Source organism: Alcanivorax sp. REN37 (assembly GCF_041102775.1).
GTDB classification, from domain to species: domain Bacteria; phylum Pseudomonadota; class Gammaproteobacteria; order Pseudomonadales; family Alcanivoracaceae; genus Isoalcanivorax; species Isoalcanivorax beigongshangi.
Map to the genome: position 1 here is coordinate 2,119,512 of NZ_JBGCUO010000001.1, position 20,325 is coordinate 2,139,836.

Here is a 20,325-nt window from a genome sequence, read left to right on the forward strand (position 1 = left end):
CTTAACGGGCCAGTTGTTTGAGGGTACGGCGAATCAGTTCGGCGCTATCGAGCGCGGCGATGTCATCATCGCTGAGGTCAGCAGTGGCTTTGCGCAGCGCCGCATCAGCATCTTTAGCGCGGTAGCCCAGTGCTTCCAGCGCCGCCGCCGCATCACTGCGCGCCGCATCCGCCGGCGCCAGCACCGGCGCCACGCGGCCCGGCAGCGCCCGCGGCGTACCTTCCAAGCGGCCCAACCGGTCGCCCATTTCGATCACCAAACGCTCAGCGGTTTTCTTGCCGATGCCCGGCACCCGCATCAGCGCGGCCGTATCCTGACTGTCGATGCACTGCACCAAACGCTCGGCCTCGATGCCGGACAACATGCCAAGCGCGGTCTTGGGGCCAACCCCGGACACTTTGATCAACTCGCGGAACAGCTCGCGCTCGAAGCGATCGACGAAGCCGTACAGCAACTGGGCATCCTCGCGCACCACCAGATGCGTATACAGGACCCACTCACTGCCCACCGCTGGCGCGTCGTAGAACGCGGTCATCGGTGCTTCCACTTCGTAACCGACCCCCCCTGCCTCCAGCAGCAGCCAGGGCGCACGCACTTCCAGCAGCGTGCCGCGCAAACGTCCAATCATCGTACTCGTCCATATCGGGTGCCGAGGGTGCGGGTGCCGGCCGCGCGCGCCATGCGCGCCAAGCTGACCCGCATGTGGGCATGACAGATGGCGATCGCCAACGCATCGGCGGCGTCTTCTTGGGGTTTCTTGGCCAGCTGCAACAGCCGGCAGACCATGTCGGCCACCTGCGCTTTCTCGGCCGCGCCGGTGCCCACCAGCGCCTGCTTCACCTGCCGCGCAGAATACTCGAACACCGGCAGTTGGTGCTGCACCACGGCGGCGATGGCGGCGCCGCGCGCCTGTCCCAACTTCAGCGCCGAATCGGCGTTGCGCGCCATGAACACCTTTTCCACGCTCACTTCCACCGGCAGGTGTTCACCCACCACTGCGTTCAACTCGGCAAAGATCTGTCCGAGCCGGGGGGCGATGTCCTCGCCCTTGGTGGCGATGGTGCCGCAGGCAATAAAATGGCAGCGGTTGCCGACCTGTTCGATCAAGCCGTAACCGGTGAAGCGGGAGCCGGGGTCGATGCCGAGGATACGTGTCATGGGCGCATTGATACTCAACTTATGGACAGTATGCAAGAAAAAGCCAGCGCCCCCGCCAGCAACGAAAAGGCCAGCGCAAGCGCTGGCCCTGTCACGACCGCCAACCGCTGGATCAGCCTTCGAAGTCGTCCGGGAACACCACGTTGGAGTACACCTCTTGGACATCATCCAAGTCTTCTAGGTGGTCGATCAGCTTCATTACTTTCTCAGCGGTGTCGCCGTCCACTTCGGCCTCGGTGCTCGGGCTCATGGTGACTTCGGCATTGGCCGGCTCGAAGCCCGCTGCCTTGAGCGCATCCACCACTTCACCGAACGCGCGGTCCGGGGTGGTGACCACAGTGATGGAGCCGTCGTCATCCACTTCCACGTCGTCGGCACCGGCTTCCAGCGCCACTTCCATGATGGCGTCTTCATCCAGCCCCGGCTCGAACAGAATCTCGCCGCGCTTGGTGAACAGATAAGCCACCGAGCCGCTGGTGCCGAGGTTGCCACCATGTTTGCTGAATGCGTGGCGCACTTCAGACACGGTGCGGTTGACGTTATCGGTCATGGTTTCCACCAGTACCGCCACGCCGCCAGCGCCATAGCCCTCATAGGTGATCTCAGACATGTTGCTGGTGTCGTCGTCGCCGACCCCACGCTTGATGGCCCGATCGATGGTGTCGCGGGTCATGTTGGCACTCAATGCCTTGTCCACCACCGCCCGCAGTCGCGGGTTGTCCGCCGCTTCACCGCCGCCAATTCGGGCCGCCACAGTGATTTCACGGATGATCTTGGTGAACACTTTGCCGCGCTTGGCATCCTGTGCCGCTTTGCGGTGCTTGATGTTTGCCCACTTACTATGTCCGGCCATGGTGACCTCTTTCCTATCTGTCCACGCAGTTCGTTGTCAGGGTAATACGACAGGGCCCGCAGTGCGGGCCCTGTTTGAATGCGGTCAATCGCCCTTACGCAGGGCGATGCCCAGTTCGCGCAGCTGACGGTTGCCGACTTCCGCCGGCGCCTGTGTCAGCGGGCACGCCGCAGTCTGGGTTTTCGGGAACGCGATCACGTCACGGATCGAGTCGCAGCCGGTCATCAGCATCACCATGCGGTCGAGGCCGAAAGCCAAACCGCCATGGGGCGGTGCACCGAAGCGCAGCGCATCGAGCAGGAAGCCAAACTTCTCTTCCGCTTCCTCGTCGCTGATGCCGAGCACTTTGAACACCGCACGCTGCATCGACGGCTCGTGGATACGAATGGAACCGCCGCCCAGCTCGGTGCCGTTGAGCACCATATCGTAGGCACGTGACAATGCCGCGCCGGGGTTGGCCGCCAGCTCTTCCGGGCTGCAGGACGGACGCGTGAACGGGTGGTGGCAAGCGGCCCAATGGCCTTCGTCATCCTGTTCGAACATCGGGAAATCCACCACCCACAGCGGTGCCCAGTCGCCCTGCACCATACCGCGATCGTGGCCAACGCGGATGCGCAGTGCACCCAGCGCTTCGTTCACCACCCGCGCTTTGTCAGCGCCGAAGAAGATCAGGTCGCCAGTTTCGGCGCCGGTGCGCGCCAAGATGCCTTCGATGGCGTCATCGGTGAGGAACTTGAGGATCGGTGATTGCAGGCCGTCTTGGCCGGCAGCCAGATCGTTGACCTTGATGTAGGCCAGACCCTTGGCGCCGTAGATGCCGACAAACTTGGTGTAGTCGTCGATCTCTTTACGTGACAGCTCGCAGCCGCCCGGCACCCGCAGCGCCGCCACGCGGCCATTGGGATCATTGGCCGGGCCGGAAAATACTTTGAACTCGACCTTGGCCAGCAGATCGGCGATGTCGATCAACTCCATGTCGATACGCAGGTCCGGCTTGTCGGAACCGAAGCGGCGCATGGCTTCCGAATACGGCATACGCGGGAACACCGGCAGCTCAACACCCAGCAGCTCGGTGAACACCTGGCGCACCACGGTTTCGGTGATGCCCATGATGTCTTCTTCGTTGACGAACGAAGCTTCCAAGTCGATCTGGGTGAATTCCGGCTGGCGGTCAGCGCGCAGATCTTCGTCCCGGAAGCATTTGGCAATTTGGTAGTAGCGATCAAAGCCAGCCACCATCAGCAGCTGCTTAAACAGCTGCGGCGACTGCGGCAGCGCAAAGAAATTGCCCGGATGGGTGCGGCTCGGCACCAGATAGTCGCGCGCGCCTTCCGGCGTCGCTTTGGTCAAGATCGGGGTTTCCACGTCCATAAAGCCGTGCTGCTCCAGCGCGCGGCGTACGGCAGCGGTAAGGCGCGAACGGAAGCGGAAGTTCTCGAACACCTCCGGGCGACGCAGGTCCATGTAGCGGTAGCGCAGGCGCACCTCCTCGCCGGCGGCGGAGTATTCGTCCAGCTCGAACGGCGGCGTGTCGGCGGTGTTGAGCACGGTCAGGCCGGAGCACAGCACTTCGATGTCACCGGTGGCCATACGCGGGTTGCGCACCGCTTCGTCACGCAGGCGCACACGCCCTTCCACTTGCACCACGTACTCGCTACGCACCTTGTCGGCACGGGCAAAGGCGTCGGCGGTATCTGGGTCCACCACCACCTGTACCAGGCCGGCGCGGTCGCGCAAATCAAGGAAGATCACACCACCGTGGTCACGGCGTCGATGCACCCACCCGCACAGAGTTACAGATTGGCCGTCGTGGGCGGCAGACAGATCACCACAGTAATGGCTTCGCATAGCGTCCGGTTTCCTTCGCTGAATGGGACCCGGCAACCAGGCAGGAGCTGGTCGCGGAAAGGCGGCTAGTATAGCGATTCACCCTTTCGCCAGCCATGCTCAACGCAGCCGAATCCACGGCGCCATTGCTGGAACCGGTCACAGCCCGCAAAAAAGCCAGCAAAGTACTATAAAAATCGGGGTAAACGGCTTGCTGCCCCGCTTTTCATCGCATATAACAGGCCCAGAACATGGGCACCCGCCCAGTGGCAGCAGCTGCTGCGGTCGTGATGCAGGGACAGCATCCTCTGCCGCCCAGTGTTCACATGGAACCGTTCCTGACACCGCAGAACCATCAGACGAGGGGTACTCGATCCTATGGCCGCAAAGAAAAAAGCTGCTGCTGCTAAACCTGCTGCACCCAAGACCACCGCGAAAGCCAAAGCACCAGCGAAAGCTGCTGCCAAAGCCGCCCCGGCGAAAAAACCCGCTGCCAAAGCCGCTGCTCCGCGCAAGGCCAAGGCCATCACCGAGCCGATGAACAAGACCCAGATCATGTCCACCATCGCTGAATCCACCGGCCTGAGCCGCAAACAGGTGAGCGATGTCCTGGATGAACTGGCGCTGATCATGGAAGGTCATATCGGCAAGAAAGGCGCAGGCCACTTCACGCTGCCGGGCCTGATGAAGGTCACCACCGTGAAGAAGCCGGCCACCAAGGCGCGCAAGGGTATCAACCCGTTCACCGGCGAAGAGACCACCTTCAAGGCCAAGCCGGCGAGCATCGCCGTCAAAGTTCGCCCGCTGAAGAAACTGAAGGACATGGCATCTGCCTGATCCGATCTGCCACCGGGCAGGTCCCGGTGGCAACCCTCCCTTCCTCCCACCGTTACCTGCTACAGTCCTCCGGCTCCGCCACCCTGTGCTGCTGAATTGATCCCCGTCTGACAACACTGCGCCGCCGATGGGGGTGTCGCGACGCCGCGCTTTCCTGCCGTGCTTTTGGGCCACCCCTTCTCTGCTCTCGCCGCCCTTCGCGCCTGCGTCGCTACCCCGTGTTCGCGTGTGCCCCTGTGCCCTGTTGTTTCTGTGTTTCTGTGCTTCTGTGCTTCTGTGGTTCTGAGCCCCTGCCTCCCTGTGCTTCTACAATTCTGCGGTTCTGAGCCTCTGCCTCGCTAAGCCCCCACAGATGTGCCACATGGCTGCTGGCATCCACTCCGACACCACCACTCAAGCGCGCTTGCACGACCAACTCTTCACCAGGAATCCGACAGCGCGGCCCGCAGCGCCCATCTGTGATGGCGGGCCGGGTCCTTACTTCTGCTGCTCTACGAGGAATCACCATGTCACGCATCCTATTTACCGGCGCCCCGGGCGCCGGCAAGACCACCCTGTTGAACGCGCTTGCGGCGCAGGGCTTTACCGTTGCACCAGAACTGGCGCGGGCGCTACTGGTGGATTCGCCGCTGCCGCTGGCCGGCGCGCGCCGCTGCCGGCAACTGGCCCGCGCGGAGCTGGCGCGTCACCGGCCGCCACCGGCCGGCTTAGTGCTGCATGACCGGGGCTTGCTGGACGCCTGGGTGGTGCAGCAGGCTGGCGGCCAGCGCCCGGCGCCGGCCCTGCCTCGCGCGCTGCAGCAACAGCGCTACCGGCTGGTGCTGTTTTTCCCGCACTGGCCGGCGATCTACCGTCGTGATGCCCAGCGACGCCAGTGGCCGCCGGCAGCACGCGCGTCGGCCACTGCGCTGTGGCAGGCCTGCCAGCACTGGGGCTACCGACCGCTGAGCGTGCCGTGCCTGCCACCGGCGGCACGGCTGCGCTGCGTGCTGGCGCAATTGCCTGGAGTTGAGTCCGGCCCCGGCCAATGCCCATAATCGCTGCCCCGCAGTCTAAGGAGGTCCTGTCATGTCCGAACGTAAGGACAAAAAGAAGGTGATCGGCGAGCCGATGACCGATGAGCAGATCAAGGTGTTTCTCGACAACGACCCGGAAGCCGGTGTCGATGCTGACTTCCACAGCTTGATGCGCGCCTACCGCAGCCTGCGCGAAGAGGACTTCGAACGCTTCCTCGGTTTCTTCACCGCCGCCGGCCGCCGCGTCGACGCCCGTGACCCGGCCGGTCACACACTGGCCGACCTGATCGCCGACCACGTCCGTGGCGCCGACTACTTGGACAGCCTGCGCCGCCACGGCGGTTAACCGCGGTTGCTCCCCTGCCCGCAGGCGCCGGCCCGACGGCCGGTGCCTGTGCTGCACAGCTGTGGCATTTTGTTGGGTGCTTGCCAATCACCACATAACAACAATGAGACACACCGATGCAGATCTTCTCGCACATGCGCCGCTTGGGGGCGGCATTGGGGCTGTGCTGGGCCATGCTGGCCATTCCGGGGCACGCCTACAGCAACGACGAACTCTACGACGATCTTGATGACGCACCGCTGGAAGCCCTGCAGCACGAGGATATTCCGGTGGACCAGCGTATCTTCCACAGCCGCTGGCACCGCGCGCCGTTCGCACCACAGCAATTCGATTACACACCACAGCAAATGGCCCGCCACTGGGACGAGCTGATGGTCGGCATCCGCGCCCCTTTTCCAACACCAGAACTGCTGCAAACGCTGATTGAGCGCTACCCGGAGTTGGTGTCCGACACCCCCGCCTTCACCGGCGATTACCAGGCCTTCAGCAATGCGCTGATTCATGTCTGGCGGCTGTTCCTGCGCGGCGATTTCCAGCAGGCCCGTGAACAAGGGCTACAGCTCGGACTGTTCGGCTTCTATCCAGCGATGTTTGCCCAGACCCTGTACGCCATCTATCTGTCCGACCGGCAGAGCGAGAAGTACATGATGCTGCAGGACGTGGCCAACCGCGCCCGCGACCATCTACCACTGCTGGAACGCGCCCAAGACGATCCCGACGCAGCCGAATTTGTCGCTTTCGCTCGGCTCGGCTATGCCTATGCCATCGCCCGCATTGCCGAAGAATCACCGGTGCCGGTGATCGTATTCCGCCGCTACATCGGCAAGATCAAAGACGGTGCCGATGATGTGTTGGCGGCGGTGCCAGAGCACCCGCTGGGCCATACTTTCCTGGCTGCCGTTGATGCCGGCATTATGCGCCGCGTAGGTCGTGCTGCCGGACGGCTCACCTACGGCGCCCGCACCGCGGTGGTGGAACAGTCCTTCCAGCGCGCCTTTGCACTGGCGCCGCAGATTCCGATCCTAAACTACGAATACGCCAACGCGGTGGTGTACCTCGGCCGTCGCCAAGACCTGCCCAAAGCCCATGAGTACTTCAACCGCGCCACTGCGGTGACGCCGCGCTGGTCGATGGATGCCCTCGACGTGCTCTACGCGCGCCAGCGGCAGCAGGAAATCCAACTGATGGAAGACGCCTACCCGAGCTTCCGTTCGTTCGAACGCCAGCGCCGGCGCTTCACCCGGGTGACCGACCACAACCTCACCAACGTGCTGACCCCGGTGCTGACGCTGGAACAGTTGCAGCACCCAGAACGCTACCGTCTTGACTGACTGACCGGCCCACGGCCGAGGTGACCCATGCGAGCTTGGTACGAATCACGGATCTTTCCGCACGTGCTCAACACCGCCACCCGGCCGTTGTACCCGGCGCGCCGGGCGCTGCTGGAACATGCCCGCGGTAGGGTGCTGGAATTGGGCGTCGGCACCGGCGCCAACTTCGAGCACTACCCAGCAGCCGCCAGCGAGATCGTTGGCATCGAACCGGTGGCCAGCATGCTGGCTTTGGCGGCGCAACGCGCCGGCAGCCGTGATGATGCGCGACGTTTCCGACTGGTGGGCGCACCGGCGGAACAGCTGCCGTTCGCCGACCACAGCTTCGACACCGTGATCGGCTGCTTGGTGTTCTGCACCGTGGCCGATCCGGTGACCGCCGCCAACGAGGCGTTCCGGGTGCTCAAGCCTGGCGGCCAACTGTTGCTGATGGAGCACGTGGCCAGCGAACAGCCCGGCCGGCTGCGACTGCAGCGCTGGCTTAACCCGCTGTGGCGGCCACTGGCCTGTGGCTGCGAGATCCATCGCGATACCGGCCAGGTGCTGGCACAAGCCGGATTCGACTTGGATGCGGTAAAACGGTGGCATCATCCGCGTCTGGCACCCCCGATGCGCGAACTGCTGTACGGCAGCGCGATGCGCCCGGGCGGCTGAACTGCCGGCGGCAGTTTGCCGCAGGCGGCCACTGCCGTGACGGCGTACACTGGCAGCCCCGGTTCACAGTGTCTCTCCGCCCATGACCTCCAGTTGGCATCAACCTCGCACTTGGCGCCGCCGCCTGCTGCTGCTGCGCGCCGGCCTGATCACCGTGCTGGCGCTGGTGTTTTGGGTCGCCGACCTGCGCGGCGTGCTGCCGCTGCCAACCCTGGAAGCCGCCGCCTGGCTGGTGGTGCTGTGGCTGCCGTCGATCGGCTGTGTGCTGACCTGGCAGGCTAATCGTCGCTGGCAGGAGCGGCTGCTGGCGGTGGAGGCCAGCGCCGACATGGTGCTGTTCCTCGGTCTGTTGCACCAACTCGGCGGCGCCGCCAACCCGCTCGCCTATTACCTGCTGGTGCCGGTGACGTTAGCCGCGCTGTCGCTGCCGCTGCGCATTGCGGCACCGCTCAGCGCGCTGGCGATTGCCGGTTACGGCTTCACCCTTCACTGGTACGGCGAGCCGCTCGACAGCGCGCCCCTGCACGCACTGACCCAAGACATCCATCCCCACCACGGACTCGGCATGTGGTTGGCGTTCGGCGCTGTGGCGTTGGTGTTGACCGGCATGGGCCAACTGCTGCGCCGCACTCTGCGCCAAGAGGCGCGCAGCCACAGCCGCGCACTGGACTTGGCGTTGCAGCGCGAGCGCATGTACCAAGTGGCCGCATCGCTGGCCGACCACGCCCATGAACTGAACACGCCGCTGTCGACGCTGCTGCTATTAAGCGAGTCGCTGGCCGACAATCCGGCGCTGCCGGATGACGCCCGCAGTGAGGCCATGCAGATCGGTGAGCTAGCACGCCGTGTCAGCCAGCGACTGCGGCCACCGGCAACGCCGGCAGCAGGCGACAGTGCGCCGCAATCGTTGTCGAAGCTGTGCCAAGGGTTGGCCCACAACCTGCGCCATCTGGCCCCCACCCTGCGGGTGCATTTCTCTGGCCCCGAGGACCCGTTGCTGCCGCACCCGGTGGCGCTGCAGCGGGTACTGACCAACCTTGGCTACAATGCCTGCGATGCCGGCGCCCGCACCCTCGATGTGGCCTGCAGCACGGCCGGTGAACACTGGCTGCTGCAGCTCAGCGATGACGGCCCACGCAGTGCAGTGGCGCCGGAGCGTGCCGGCCTCGGTATTGGCCTGACGTTGGTGGAAACCACGCTGTCTGCGCTCGGCGGCCGGCTGGAACTGGAGTTTGCCCGCCAGTGGACTCAGGCGCGCATTCTGCTGCCGAAAGGAGAGCATCCATGAGCCCCCGCATCTTGGTGGTGGAAGACGACGAAGCGCTGCGTACGCAACTGATACGTGGCCTGGAGCGGCGCGGCTGGGCATGCATTGCCGCCGATGACGCGCCGCTGTGCCGCACCCGGTTGCTGGCGGCACAGCCGTTTGACGCGGCCCTGCTCGACCTCAACCTCGGCACCGACAACGGGCTCGACCTGATCGCGCCGATCCTGCGCCACTCGCCGGCCTGCCGGGTGCTGGTGCTGACCGGCTACGGCAGTATCCCCTCGGCGGTGGCGGCCACCCGCCGCGGCGCTCACAACTACCTGACCAAACCCGCCAGCCTGGCTGACATCCTTGCTGCACTGGATGCCGATCCGGTGGCCGACACCCCGCTGCTGCCGGATGTACCGCCGTCGTTGGAGCGGCTGGAATGGGAGCACATCCAGCGCGTGCTGGAAGAGCACGACGGCAATATTTCTGCGGCCGCACGGGTGCTCGGCATTCATCGCCGCACGCTGCAACGGCGGCTGAAAAAGCGCCCCAGCGCCAGCGACTATGCCCGCGATTGGCAGAGCCCGGAAAAATAAGACTTTGGCGCGCACCGCCAACAACTTTTTTGCGTTGCGCCGCAGCCGAAGCTGCTACCATGGCCCACCCTATATCCCCTTCAACTTGCGCCCCACTGACGGCGTTGGACCAGGGTGGCCATGTCTGCTGTGACGCATCGTTCCGTGACCCGGCGCCGCTTAGCGCGGGCCCTGTTGCCGCTGGCATTGCTGGCCGGTCCGGCGCTGGCCGCACCGTCCCCCAGCCTGCGATTGGAAGGCGCCAGCGGCGAGCTGCGCGACAACCTGCGCGCACACCTGCAAGTGGACCAAGAAAGTTGCGAACTGCCCCGTTGGCGCGAACGTGGTGTCATCCGCCATGCCACCGAACAGGCCTCTGAAGCGCACCGCGCGCTCGGCTATTACCAAGCACGCAGTGACATCTCGTTGGAGCGCACCGAGGACTGCTGGCAGCTGGTGGTGCACACCACGCCCGGCCCGCAAGCAGTGTTCATCGAGGTCACCGTGAAAGTGGAAGGCGAGGCCTCTGCATTGCCGGCGTTCCACCGGCTGATGGAGCGCCCCGGTATTGCCATCGGCGACCCGCTGCGTCACGACCGCTACGAGCAATTGAAGAACGAGCTGGTGCGCATGGCCGCCGACTTCGGTTTCTTCGAGAGCAGCTTGGTGACCCATCGGCTGCAGGTGGACCCACACACCAACAGCGGCCGCATCCTGCTGCATTTGCGCAGCGGACCGCGCTATCACTTCGGCGAGATCGACCTGCAACAGGACGTGCTCTATCCGCGCTTGGCGCAACGCTTCGTGCCGTTTGCCGCTGGCGATCCCTACGATGCGCGCGAACTGATCCGCTTGCAGCAGCAACTCAACAGCAGCGGCTACTACAGCAGCGCGCGGGTAATGAGCGACCCCGAGCCGGATCAGCTGGACGTGCCAGTGACGGTGACCACTGAGCCGCGCCCAAAACACGGCTACATGGCCGGTATCGGCTTTTCCACCGACACCGGGCCGCGGTTGCGACTGGGCTATGAAAACCGCCGCCTGAACCGTGCTGGCCACCGTTACAGCATCGAAAGCGAAGCATCACCGGTGCGGCGCGGCCTCGGCATGAACTATGAAATCCCGATCCGGCCGGCAAAGGAAAAAGTCACCATCTCCGCCAGCTATCTGGATGAGGAAACCGACTCCAGCACCAGCGAGCGCTACCGGCTCGGTACCGCCCATCAGGTCGAGCTGAACTCCGGCTGGATCGCCACCACCTCGCTGGAATACGAGCGCGAGCATTTTGAAGTGGCCGGCGACCGTGACCGCACCGAGCTGGTGATGCCCGGTTTCGAACTGTCGCGCACCCGCGCCGACCACCCGGTGTACCCGCGCCACGGCTGGCACCTGTCCGGCAAGGTACGGGTGGCCAGTGAGGACATGCTGTCATCGGTGACGCTGCAACAGTTCATCGGACGCGGCAAATACATCATGCCGCTGTTCGGCGGCCGCCTGCTGGCGCGCACCGAAGTGGGCCTGACCCACGCCGACGAAGTGGTGCGACTGCCCAGTTCAGTGCGCTTCTTTGCCGGGGGTGACAATAGCGTGCGCGGTTACAGCTACCAAAGCCTCGGCCCGCGCAACAATCGCGGCGATGTGATCGGTGGCCGCCACTTGCTCACCGGCACTGTGGAATACGACCACCTGTTTCTGCCGCAATGGGCCTGGGCCGTGTTTGTGGATGGCGGTAACGCGTTCGACAAGCTCGATGACTTTGACACCGTGTACGGCTACGGCCTTGGCATCCGCTGGCGTTCGCCGATCGGCCCGATCCGGCTGGATGTGGCGCGCCCCTCCGACGGCCGCGACAACTTCCGTATCCACGTGAGCATGGGGACCGACCTGTGATGCGCATCATCTGGCGGGTGCTGCGGTGGCTGCTGGTCACCGTGCTGGTGTTGGTGCTGGTGCTGCCGCTGGTATTGCTCGGCCTGGCCGGCACCGAAGGCGGCAGCCGCTGGCTGATCCAGCAGGGCCTGCGGGCAGTGCCGGGTGACGCAGCATTAGTCGACTCACAGGGCAGTATCCTGCGCGGCCTGCACCTTACCGGCCTGCATCTGGCCTTGGACGCTGCCACTATCGACATCGACGATCTGCGTCTGCAAGTGGCATTCAGGGCGCTGACCCAACGCCGAGTACTGGTGCGTGAGTTGGCCGCCGACGGCGTGCGGGTGCAGGTTCACCCGCAACCGGACAGCGAACCGCCACCGCCCGCCGAACCGTTCGATTTCAACGCGCTGCCGGACATTGAATTGCCGGTGGACATCGCCCTGCCGGCGGTCAGTGTCACCGCACTGACGGTCACCCTGCCGGACAGCGAGCCGCTGCGGTTTGATGCCATTCGGCTGGCCGCCAATACCGACCGCGACCGCCTGCACCTGCAGCAACTGCAGGTGGTGCACGCACTCGGCCAGGCCACGCTCAGCGGCAACATCGGCACCCATCACCCCTACCCATTGGATGCCTGGTTGGATGTGGACGGCACGCTGCCGGCGGTGGCGCAACAATGGCTCGGCAGCGATGCGCCGCTGCAAGCCGATCTGCGTCTGCTCGGCTCGCTGCGCACGCTGGAACTGCGCCAGCGGCTGCGCTCGCCAGCGACACTGACGCTGGAGGGCCAGCTCAGCCCGTTCGAGCCGTCCCCGGCCGCTGAGTTGAGTGCCCAGTGGCAGCCGCTCACGCTGCACCCGCCACCGGCGGAAGACGGCAGCGCCAGCGCGCCAATCCAGCTCGGCGCCGGCCAGCTGACTCTGTCTGGCACGCTGGACGCCTACCAGCTGTCATTGCGCACCCAGGCGGACACCGCCGAGCTGCCGACGCTGCGGGTCCAAGCCGACGCCGAAGGCTCGCTATCCGGGCTGGCGCCGCTGCATCTGGCGTTGAACACCGAGCTGGGCAATGCCGAGCTGCATGGCAGCGTCAACTGGGAGGCGCCGCTGCAATGGGATTTGACGCTGCTGAGCAAGGGTTTTGATCCCGGTGTGTTAGTGCCGCAACTGCCTGGCCGCCTCAATCTGAATGTACATAGCAGCGGGCAGTTCGACGACCAGGGGCTGCGCACCACGCTGCGGCTGACCGAGCTCAGCGGCCAACTGCGCCGCCAGCCGCTGTCCGGCGGCGGCCAACTGGCGCTGACGCTGGCGCCCGGTGCACTGCCCGCTGCAGAGGGCCGTCTAACGCTGCGCGCCGGCGCCAACCGTGCGGTGCTGTCCGGCCAAGCCGGCAGCCAGAACGATCTGCGGCTACAGCTGGACGGCGCGGCACTCAGCGCGCTGTGGCCCGGTCTCGGCGGTCGCCTGCACGCCGACCTGGCGTTGCGTGGCACGCTGGAGCGCCCACGCCTGACCGCGCAGGTGAACGGCCAGCAGCTGGTACTGGATGCATTGCGGCTGGAACAGATCACCTTGGACAGCAACCTGTCACTGCACGGCGACGTGCGCCTGACGCTGACCACCAGCGGCCTGCAAGAGGGCGACACACTGCTGCTCGACCAAGGCCGCGTCACCCTCGACGGCAGCGTGCGCCAACACCGCTTGGCTTGGCAGTTGGCGCGCGAGCAAGAGCGCACCCAAGGCGAGCTGGACGGCAGTTTGCGCTTCACCGGCAACCTGCCTGATGCCGACAGCCGCTGGCAGGGCCAACTCACGCGCTGGGATATCGACAGCGCCTTGGCCGGCCGCTGGCAACTGCGCGAACCGGTGGCGCTGCACGCGTCAGCCAAGACGGCCGGATTGGCGCCGCTGTGCCTCGGCAACGACGACGGCGCGCTGTGCGCCAACGCCGACTGGAACGCCGACGGCCGCACCCAGGCCAAGCTGCAGATCGATGACTTCCCACTGTCCTGGGCGCGCCGAGTGATTCCTGAAAGCACCCTGCGGCTGGACGGGGCACTGTCGTTGCTGGCCAGCTTCGAGCAGCAGCGTGACCAACGCCAAGGCAACGTGGCGCTGACTGTCACACCGGGTGCACTGTGGCTCGACAGTGGCACCGACGCCGACCACCGATTGTCGTGGGAGCAGATCAGCGTGACGGCCACGCTCGACGGAGACCGGGTTGACGCGCACGCCGACGTAGGACTGCCCGGCGGCGACGGGCTGCAAGCGCGGGTCGCTACCGGACTCAGTGAGCAGGCGCCGCTGGACGGCGAGCTGTCGCTGCGGCTCACCAACTTCAGCGCGGTGGAAATTTTTGTGCCACAGGTGCGGCAAGTGGCCGGCCAGCTTGGCGGCCGGCTACGCCTGGGCGGCACCCTCGGTGCGCCGCGTTTTGAAGGCGAGCTGGGGCTGCGCGACGGCACTGCTGAAGTTCCAGACTTGGGCATTACTCTGACCGCGCTGACATTCGCCGCCCGCGCCGACCAAGACGGCGCGCTGCGCCTGCGTGGCTCGGTGAAATCCGGTGACGGCGAACTGGTGCTGGGCGGCTATGTGGATGCCAAGGGCGCGATGCCATGGCCGGTGTACCTGACCGTGTCCGGCAACCGTTTCCTGGCGGTGCAGCGGCCGGAAGCCGAAGTGCTGATCGCGCCGGAGCTGGAAATCCGCCTCGAAGGCCTTGATCTGCAGGTGCGCGGTCGACTCACAGTACCGCGCGCGGCGATGACGCTGCGCTCGCTGCCGCAAAGTGCGGTCTCGGTGAGCCGCGACGAAGACATCCTTTACCAAGAGCAGGATGACAGCGGCGTGCTGCGCACGGACATCCAGGTGACGGTGGTGCTGGGCGACGAAATTACCTTCGACGGCTTCGGCCTCAGCGCGCGCTTTGGCGGCGAGCTGAAGATCGTACAGCAACCGGAGCGCACTCCCCGGCTGACCGGCGAAATCCGTATCGTAGAAGGCCGCTTCAAAGCCTACGGCCAAAACCTGAAGGTGGAGCACGGGGTGCTGATCTTCCAGGGGCCGCCGGACAACCCCGGTCTCGACATCCGCGCGGTGCGCACGGTGACGCTGTACAACGTGCGCGCCGGCATCCAGCTTGGCGGCACCCTGCAGGACCCGCGTTCAAAGGTGTTCTCGGAGCCGGACATGGAAGAAACCGAGGCCATGGCTTACCTGCTTACCGGGCGGCCGCTGAACCATGCGTCCGACAACGACACCGCCGCCATCATGCAAGCGATTGCGCTGTGGGGTATCGAGCGCGGCGAGTTCATCACGGACCGGCTCGGCAATACACTGGGACTGGAAATCGGCGTCGACACCGAAGGGGAATTCGAGGACACCGCGCTGATGCTCGGCAAGCAGTTGTCTGCCCGACTTTATCTGCGCTACAGCGTCGGCTTGTTCGAGGCGCTGTCGACGGTGATGCTGCGTTATACCCTCACCCGCAGCCTGAGTCTGGAAACCCGCTCCAACGCCCGCGAACAGTCCATCGACCTGATCTACCGGCACGAGCGCTGAACGGTTGCGGGGCCGCCAACGGCCCCGCACACTCGCCGACGCAACTCATTGCCAAGGAGATGACATGGCTGCCACTGAATCACGGGTAGCAGTGCTGGTGGACTGCGACAATGTGTCGCCGGAGATCCTCGATTTTGCACTGCGCATGGGCGCCCAGTTCGGCCGTGTGGTACTGCGCCGCGGCTACGGCAACCACAGCACGCTGGCCAACAAATGGCAGGACGCGTTGGTCGAACAGGCGTTCACCCCCCACCTGCAATACCAGTACGCTTCGGGCAAAAACACCGCCGACATTGCGCTGGCGCTGGACGCGCTGGAAGCCTATTTCGACGACCGCGCCGACACTTTCTGCCTGGTCACCAGCGATTCCGACTTCGCCGGCCTCTGCCGCAAGTTGCGTGAGCGCGGTACACGCGTGTGCATTATCGGCGAGGCCAAAACTCCGGCGGCGCTACGCAACGCCTCTGACCATTTCTTTGAATGGCAGCCAGCGCCGAAAGAAAAGAACGAGCCCGCTCAGGACACTGCCAATGCTCAAAGCAGCGCCAACAAGCGCCGGCCACTGCTGGTAGTGGAAGCGGTGAAGTTGCTGGCCGCCGACAGTTCCGACGGTTTGGTGGGATTGGGCGAGTTGGGTCAGTACCTGCGCCGTACCGATCCCGGATTTTCTCCCCAGCAGTATGGCCATTCTGGCCTGCTCAATATGCTGCGCACCTACGACTTGCTGCATGTGGCGCAGGAACAAGGCGGCTGGTACGTCAGCATGGCGGTGGGCGGCTAGCGTCGGCCGCTACAAACTGCGGCGGCCGTCAACCGGCCGCCGCCTGTGATTCAGCTGGACATCGGCAGCGCATAGTTGCCCGTGGCTTGTGCCACCGGCTGGCTGTCGCCATCGCTGTAAATCATCACCTGCAGCACCACCGAACGCCGGCCCATGCGCAGGATGTCGCATTCGGCAATCAGATCGCGCGGCTGCGGACGGGCGAGAAAGTTGATGTTCAAGCTCTGGGTCACCGCCATTTCAATGCGGCCCAGATTGCCGAGGATAGCGGCGTACATGGCGGCATCCGCCAACGCCATCATGGTCGGCCCGGACAGCGTGCCGCCGGGGCGAGTTTGGCGCGCTTCGAAGCGTTGGCGCAGGCGCGCCCCGCCCGGGGTAATCTGTTCCACCACCAATCCGGACTCCGCTGCCGCCGGCAGCCCCTGATGGATGATCTGCTGGACAGCGTCCGCACTCAGCAGCTCTGCACTACTCACTATGATTCTCCTTGTTATCGATATCCGCACCGGACTCAACAAAGTCCCGGTCACTCTTATACAATGCCCGCTTTCCCCACCTGTTCAGGGCTGTGTGACATGCGAGCTTCCCAATATCTGCTGGCCACTGTAAAGCAAACTCCGGCAGATGCCGTGGTGATCAGTCACCAACTCATGCTGCGTGCCGGCATGATCCGTCGGCTCTCCTCTGGCCTCTATTCCTGGCTGCCCACCGGCCTGCGTGTACTGCGCAAGGTGGAAGCCATTGTGCGCGAGGAGATGGACCGTTCCGGCGCCCAGGAAGTGATGATGCCCGTGGTGCAACCGCTAGAGCTATGGCAAGAATCTGGCCGTGATGTGGATTACGGTCCGGAACTGCTGCGCTTCGTCGACCGCCACCAGAACGGTTTCTGCCTCGGCCCTACCCACGAGGAAGTGATCACCGACCTGGTGCGCAACGAGGTGCACAGCTACAAGCAGCTGCCGGCCAACTTCTACCAAATCCAGACCAAGTTCCGTGACGAGGTGCGCCCGCGCTTTGGCGTCATGCGTTCACGGGAATTCATCATGAAGGATGCTTATTCCTTCCACGCCGACATGGCGTCGCTGGAAGCCACCTACGCGGTGATGTACCGCACCTATTGCGCCATTTTCGACCGCATCGGTGTCTACTACCGCCCGGTGGAAGCGGACACCGGCTCCATCGGCGGTTCCGCTTCCCACGAATTCCATGTGCTGGCCGAGTCCGGTGAAGACGCCATTGCGTTCTCCGACGGCTCCGACTTCGCGGCCAACGTGGAACTGGCGGAAGCCATTGCTGAGGGCGAGCGCGGCGCCGCCACCGAGGCCATGGCGGAACTGGCGACACCGAAAGCACGCACCATCGACGATTTGGTAGCCCAGCACGGCCTGCGCCCGGAGCAGATCGTCAAGACGCTGCTGGTGGCCGCCCGTGAGGGCAGCGAATCGCCGCTGGTCGCCCTGCTGGTGCGCGGCGATCACAGCCTCAACGACATCAAGGCGGAAAAGCTGCCGCAGGTAGCGGTGCCGCTGCGCTTTGCCACTGACGACGAAATCCGCGCCGTGGCTGACGCCAGTGCCGGCTCACTGGGCCCGGTGGGCCTGTCGGTGCCGGTGATCGCCGACCGCAGCGTAGCGCTGATGAGCAACTTTGTTGCCGGCGCCAACCGCGACGGCGTGCATCTGACCGGCCTCAACTGGGGCCGCGACTTGCCGGAGCCAGAGGTGGCCGACCTGCGCAAGGCGGTGGAAGGTGATCCGAGCCCTGATGGCCAAGGCCGGTTGACCATCAAGCGCGGCATCGAGGTCGGGCATATCTTCCAGCTCGGCACCAAGTACTCCCAGGCGCTCAATGCCACCGTGCTCGATGAACAGGGCAAAAGTCTGGTGATGCCGATGGGCTGCTACGGCATCGGCGTCACCCGCGTGGTGGCGGCGGCCATCGAGCAGAACCACGACGAGCGCGGCATCATTTGGCCAGACGCCATTGCGCCGTTCCACATCGCACTGGTGCCGCTCAACCCGAAAAAGAGCCCGCGCGAAAAAGAGCACTGCGATGCGCTCTACCAGCAACTCACCGACGCCGGTTTCGACGTGCTGTACGACGACCGCGAACGCGAGCGCCTCGGCGTCAAACTGGCGGATGCCGAACTGATCGGCATTCCGCACCGCATCGTGGTCACCGAGCGCGGCTTGGATGACGGTGTGGTGGAGTACCGTGCTCGCCGCGACAGCGACAACACCCTGGTGCCGGTGGCAGAATTGATGGCCTTCCTTGGCAACGCCGTGAAGCGCTGATCCACTGCCCTGCACTATCAAAAGCCCCGCCTTCGGCGGGGCTTTTTTGTGGCCGCCGGCCCCCCAGCGGTAACACTTTTTTGCCGCCGCACATGCTTCCGGCTGATGCCAAGGCCGCCGGCCATGCTTTTTCATCACCCCGCCCCGGTCGGCTGACCGCCGCCGCCACGCCCGTCGACCGCCGCCGCTACCCACGGCCCGCCGCTGCTTTCCTACCATGCACACCAGTACAACAACAAAAGGATCCGACCATGCCCGCCATGCTCCGCAGCGGCTTCCTGGCCTTTGCCTTGCTGCTGTTTCCGGTGTCTGACAGCCACGCCTTTTCGCCCGGCGACAGCCACGGCCTTGCTGTTAAAGGTATCAACGCCGTCGACCAACGTACCTTCGACATCACCCTCAAAAGCCGTCATCTGGTGCAGAACGCTACCGTGCGCATAGTGCTGCCTAAGGGCTACGACAATGACTCGGAACGCCGCTACCCGGTGCTCTATCTGTTGCACGGCGGCGGCGGCACCCATGTCGACTGGACCCATTTGGGCGCTAACGACAGTGTTGGCGACGCGCCGGTGATCCTGGTGCAACCGTCCGGAGGCAAGGGCAGCTGGTACATGGACGCCAGCGTGGCCGGACTGGATGGTCGACCGCAGTGGGAGACGTACATCATCACCGAGCTGCTGCCGTGGGTGGACGCCCAGCTGCGCACCATCGGCCACCGCTATGGGCGCGCCATTGCCGGGCTGTCGATGGGCGGCTACGGCACCATGAGCTACGCTGCTCGCCACCCGGATTTGTTTGCCGCTGCCTCGGCTTACTCCGGCGCGGTGGATACGCGCGGCGAACTGGTGGCCAACTGGATCGGCGTGTCTCCCATCATTGATGTGCGCATGCCTTACAGCATTTTCGGCCCTTGGCCACTGGATCAGAAACGCCGGCTGGCCCATAACCCTTATTCACTGGCGCACCAGTTGCGCGGCATTCGCATGGCGCTGTATTTCGGCAACGGCCGCGCCGGCCCGTTGGATGACAAGGGCGGCTTCAACCCTCCTGGCGAGTTCATGGATTGGATCCAGGAAGCCGAGGTGCACAAGATGAATGTGGCGCTGCACGAGCGGCTGGAGCAGCTCGGCATCGCCCACGACTACCTGCCCTACGGCGACGGCCAGCACACCGGCGGTTACTGGCAGCGCAGCTTTGCGGAAGACTTCCCCGCCATTCTGGCGGTGCTGGAGCAGCCCTGGCCGGCACAGAACCTGCTCGATCACGGCGATTTCGAGCGCGGCGATGTGTCGCCCTGGCGTTGCGAAGGCCGCTGCTGGATAGTGCCGCTGCGCGGCACCCCACACAGCGGTCGCGGCCATGCCCGCCTCGGCGAGCAGGCCGGCTGGAGCCGGCTTACCCAGTCGGTCACACTGGCGCCCAACACCCGCTACCACCTCACCGGCTGGGTGCGCACCCACGGTCGCCAGCGGCAGGGGCTGTTCGGCGTACGCGATGGCGGCGGCACCGTTCTGGGCCAAGCGCGATTCGCCCAGTTGCCGGATTACACCCAATTAACGGTGACCTTCCGCACCGGCAGCCGCGGCGATGTACAAGTGTTTACCGGCCTCGATGCCGATGACGCACGGGTATCAATGGATCTGGATGACGTGGCACTGCACGTGGGTTGGCCGGAGGATTATCCGGCGCCGCCGGCAGAGATCGAACCGCAACCGGAGCAGCCCACGGAACCGCAGCCGGAGCAGCCAGATGACACTGTGCCAACCACCGCAGCCCGCAGCGGCAGCAGCAACGGTGCCGGCAGCCTGTGGCTGGGTCTGCTAATGGGATTGGCATTGCTGCGCCATCGGCGCGGTTGATCGAAGGAGCCCGTTCTGGCGGAACCGGCAGCGCAGCCAGAACACCGCTCTGCCTGTTTCAGCCGCGGCCGGATAGCGCGGCAGTAGAGTCGTAGGGT

General features: G+C 64.9%; 17 protein-coding genes. 12 read left to right on the plus strand and 5 right to left on the minus strand.

From position 1 onward, the window contains the following. Position 1 precedes the first annotated feature (1 nt). From ruvA to aspS, 4 genes are all read right to left on the minus strand, one after another. The gene (gene ruvA / locus AB5I84_RS09675; RefSeq protein WP_369455648.1) at positions 2 to 628 is read right to left on the minus strand and encodes a Holliday junction branch migration protein RuvA; all 627 of its coding nucleotides are present in this window, start codon (positions 626 to 628) and stop codon (positions 2 to 4) included. Next, a complete protein-coding gene (ruvC, locus tag AB5I84_RS09680) occupies positions 625 to 1,158 on the minus strand; it encodes a crossover junction endodeoxyribonuclease RuvC (protein WP_369455649.1) in 534 nt (177 codons plus the stop codon). The genes ruvA and ruvC overlap by 4 nt, the downstream gene beginning before the upstream one ends. 112 nt (positions 1,159 to 1,270) lie before the next feature. Then, positions 1,271 to 2,011 carry a YebC/PmpR family DNA-binding transcriptional regulator gene (locus tag AB5I84_RS09685; RefSeq protein WP_369455650.1) on the minus strand — a complete coding sequence of 247 codons (741 nt, stop codon included), beginning with the start codon at positions 2,009 to 2,011 and terminating at the stop codon, positions 1,271 to 1,273. Between the two features lie 84 nt (positions 2,012 to 2,095). Further along, the gene (gene aspS / locus AB5I84_RS09690) at positions 2,096 to 3,859 is read right to left on the minus strand and encodes an aspartate--tRNA ligase (protein WP_369455651.1); all 1,764 of its coding nucleotides are present in this window, start codon (positions 3,857 to 3,859) and stop codon (positions 2,096 to 2,098) included. 357 nt (positions 3,860 to 4,216) lie between these two features. On the opposite strand from aspS, the gene AB5I84_RS09695 reads away from it, so the two are divergent. The 10 genes from AB5I84_RS09695 (at position 4,217) to AB5I84_RS09740 (ending at position 16,071) form a co-directional block, all read left to right on the plus strand. Then, positions 4,217 to 4,675 (plus strand): HU family DNA-binding protein, encoded by a 459-nt coding sequence (locus tag AB5I84_RS09695; protein ID WP_369455652.1) that lies wholly within the window; start codon positions 4,217 to 4,219, stop codon positions 4,673 to 4,675. A gap of 506 nt (positions 4,676 to 5,181) precedes the next feature. Continuing rightward, on the plus strand, positions 5,182 to 5,712 hold the full coding sequence (locus AB5I84_RS09700) for an AAA family ATPase (protein ID WP_369455653.1): 531 nt from the start codon (positions 5,182 to 5,184) through the stop codon (positions 5,710 to 5,712). Between the two features lie 31 nt (positions 5,713 to 5,743). Continuing rightward, entirely contained in the window at positions 5,744 to 6,037 is a 294-nt protein-coding gene (locus AB5I84_RS09705; protein ID WP_369455654.1) for a PA4642 family protein, read from the plus strand. 116 nt (positions 6,038 to 6,153) lie between these two features. After that, positions 6,154 to 7,368, plus strand: a complete 1,215-nt coding sequence (locus AB5I84_RS09710; RefSeq protein WP_369455655.1) for a tetratricopeptide repeat protein — start codon at positions 6,154 to 6,156, stop codon at positions 7,366 to 7,368. Positions 7,369 to 7,395: 27 nt separating this feature from the next. After that, complete coding sequence (locus AB5I84_RS09715) at positions 7,396 to 8,022, plus strand: class I SAM-dependent methyltransferase (RefSeq protein WP_369455656.1); 627 nt, start codon at positions 7,396 to 7,398, stop codon at positions 8,020 to 8,022. An 82-nt stretch (positions 8,023 to 8,104) separates the two neighbouring features. Beyond that, a complete protein-coding gene (locus AB5I84_RS09720; RefSeq protein ID WP_369455657.1) occupies positions 8,105 to 9,310 on the plus strand; it encodes a sensor histidine kinase in 1,206 nt (401 codons plus the stop codon). Continuing rightward, a complete protein-coding gene (locus tag AB5I84_RS09725) occupies positions 9,307 to 9,873 on the plus strand; it encodes a response regulator transcription factor (RefSeq protein WP_369455658.1) in 567 nt (188 codons plus the stop codon). Before AB5I84_RS09720 ends, AB5I84_RS09725 begins: the two co-directional genes overlap by 4 nt. A gap of 120 nt (positions 9,874 to 9,993) precedes the next feature. Then, a complete protein-coding gene (locus AB5I84_RS09730; RefSeq protein WP_369455659.1) occupies positions 9,994 to 11,742 on the plus strand; it encodes an autotransporter assembly complex protein TamA in 1,749 nt (582 codons plus the stop codon). After that, the gene (locus AB5I84_RS09735) at positions 11,742 to 15,290 is read left to right on the plus strand and encodes a translocation/assembly module TamB domain-containing protein (RefSeq protein ID WP_369455660.1); all 3,549 of its coding nucleotides are present in this window, start codon (positions 11,742 to 11,744) and stop codon (positions 15,288 to 15,290) included. Before AB5I84_RS09730 ends, AB5I84_RS09735 begins: the two co-directional genes overlap by 1 nt. Before the next feature lie 64 nt (positions 15,291 to 15,354). Continuing rightward, positions 15,355 to 16,071: an NYN domain-containing protein gene (locus tag AB5I84_RS09740; RefSeq protein WP_369455661.1), complete on the plus strand. Its 717-nt coding sequence runs from the start codon at positions 15,355 to 15,357 to the stop codon at positions 16,069 to 16,071. A gap of 50 nt (positions 16,072 to 16,121) precedes the next feature. Here the strand turns inward: AB5I84_RS09740 and AB5I84_RS09745 are convergent, their stop codons facing one another. Beyond that, positions 16,122 to 16,550: a PaaI family thioesterase gene (locus tag AB5I84_RS09745; protein ID WP_369455662.1), complete on the minus strand. Its 429-nt coding sequence runs from the start codon at positions 16,548 to 16,550 to the stop codon at positions 16,122 to 16,124. 99 nt (positions 16,551 to 16,649) lie between these two features. Between AB5I84_RS09745 and AB5I84_RS09750 the strand changes: the two genes are divergently transcribed. Beyond that, positions 16,650 to 18,368, plus strand: coding sequence for a proline--tRNA ligase (locus tag AB5I84_RS09750; RefSeq protein ID WP_369455663.1), 1,719 nt, complete (start codon positions 16,650 to 16,652; stop codon positions 18,366 to 18,368). Between the two features lie 251 nt (positions 18,369 to 18,619). Then, positions 18,620 to 20,227: an alpha/beta hydrolase-fold protein gene (locus AB5I84_RS09755; RefSeq protein WP_369455664.1), complete on the plus strand. Its 1,608-nt coding sequence runs from the start codon at positions 18,620 to 18,622 to the stop codon at positions 20,225 to 20,227. The last annotated feature ends 98 nt before the right edge of the window (positions 20,228 to 20,325 follow it).

Bases quoted from the DNA above. Each gene is read 5' to 3' on its own strand.
- ruvA (WP_369455648.1), bottom strand. From the start codon at position 628: ATGATTGGACGTTTGCGCGGCACGCTGCTGGAAGTGCGTGCGCCCTGG.
- ruvC (WP_369455649.1), bottom strand. From the start codon at position 1,158: ATGACACGTATCCTCGGCATCGACCCCGGCTCCCGCTTCACCGGTTAC.
- AB5I84_RS09685 (WP_369455650.1), bottom strand. From the start codon at position 2,011: ATGGCCGGACATAGTAAGTGGGCAAACATCAAGCACCGCAAAGCGGCA.
- aspS (WP_369455651.1), bottom strand. From the start codon at position 3,859: ATGCGAAGCCATTACTGTGGTGATCTGTCTGCCGCCCACGACGGCCAA.
- AB5I84_RS09695 (WP_369455652.1), top strand. From the start codon at position 4,217: ATGGCCGCAAAGAAAAAAGCTGCTGCTGCTAAACCTGCTGCACCCAAG.
- AB5I84_RS09700 (WP_369455653.1), top strand. From the start codon at position 5,182: ATGTCACGCATCCTATTTACCGGCGCCCCGGGCGCCGGCAAGACCACC.
- AB5I84_RS09705 (WP_369455654.1), top strand. From the start codon at position 5,744: ATGTCCGAACGTAAGGACAAAAAGAAGGTGATCGGCGAGCCGATGACC.
- AB5I84_RS09710 (WP_369455655.1), top strand. From the start codon at position 6,154: ATGCAGATCTTCTCGCACATGCGCCGCTTGGGGGCGGCATTGGGGCTG.
- AB5I84_RS09715 (WP_369455656.1), top strand. From the start codon at position 7,396: ATGCGAGCTTGGTACGAATCACGGATCTTTCCGCACGTGCTCAACACC.
- AB5I84_RS09720 (WP_369455657.1), top strand. From the start codon at position 8,105: ATGACCTCCAGTTGGCATCAACCTCGCACTTGGCGCCGCCGCCTGCTG.
- AB5I84_RS09725 (WP_369455658.1), top strand. From the start codon at position 9,307: ATGAGCCCCCGCATCTTGGTGGTGGAAGACGACGAAGCGCTGCGTACG.
- AB5I84_RS09730 (WP_369455659.1), top strand. From the start codon at position 9,994: ATGTCTGCTGTGACGCATCGTTCCGTGACCCGGCGCCGCTTAGCGCGG.
- AB5I84_RS09735 (WP_369455660.1), top strand. From the start codon at position 11,742: ATGCGCATCATCTGGCGGGTGCTGCGGTGGCTGCTGGTCACCGTGCTG.
- AB5I84_RS09740 (WP_369455661.1), top strand. From the start codon at position 15,355: ATGGCTGCCACTGAATCACGGGTAGCAGTGCTGGTGGACTGCGACAAT.
- AB5I84_RS09750 (WP_369455663.1), top strand. From the start codon at position 16,650: ATGCGAGCTTCCCAATATCTGCTGGCCACTGTAAAGCAAACTCCGGCA.
- AB5I84_RS09755 (WP_369455664.1), top strand. From the start codon at position 18,620: ATGCCCGCCATGCTCCGCAGCGGCTTCCTGGCCTTTGCCTTGCTGCTG.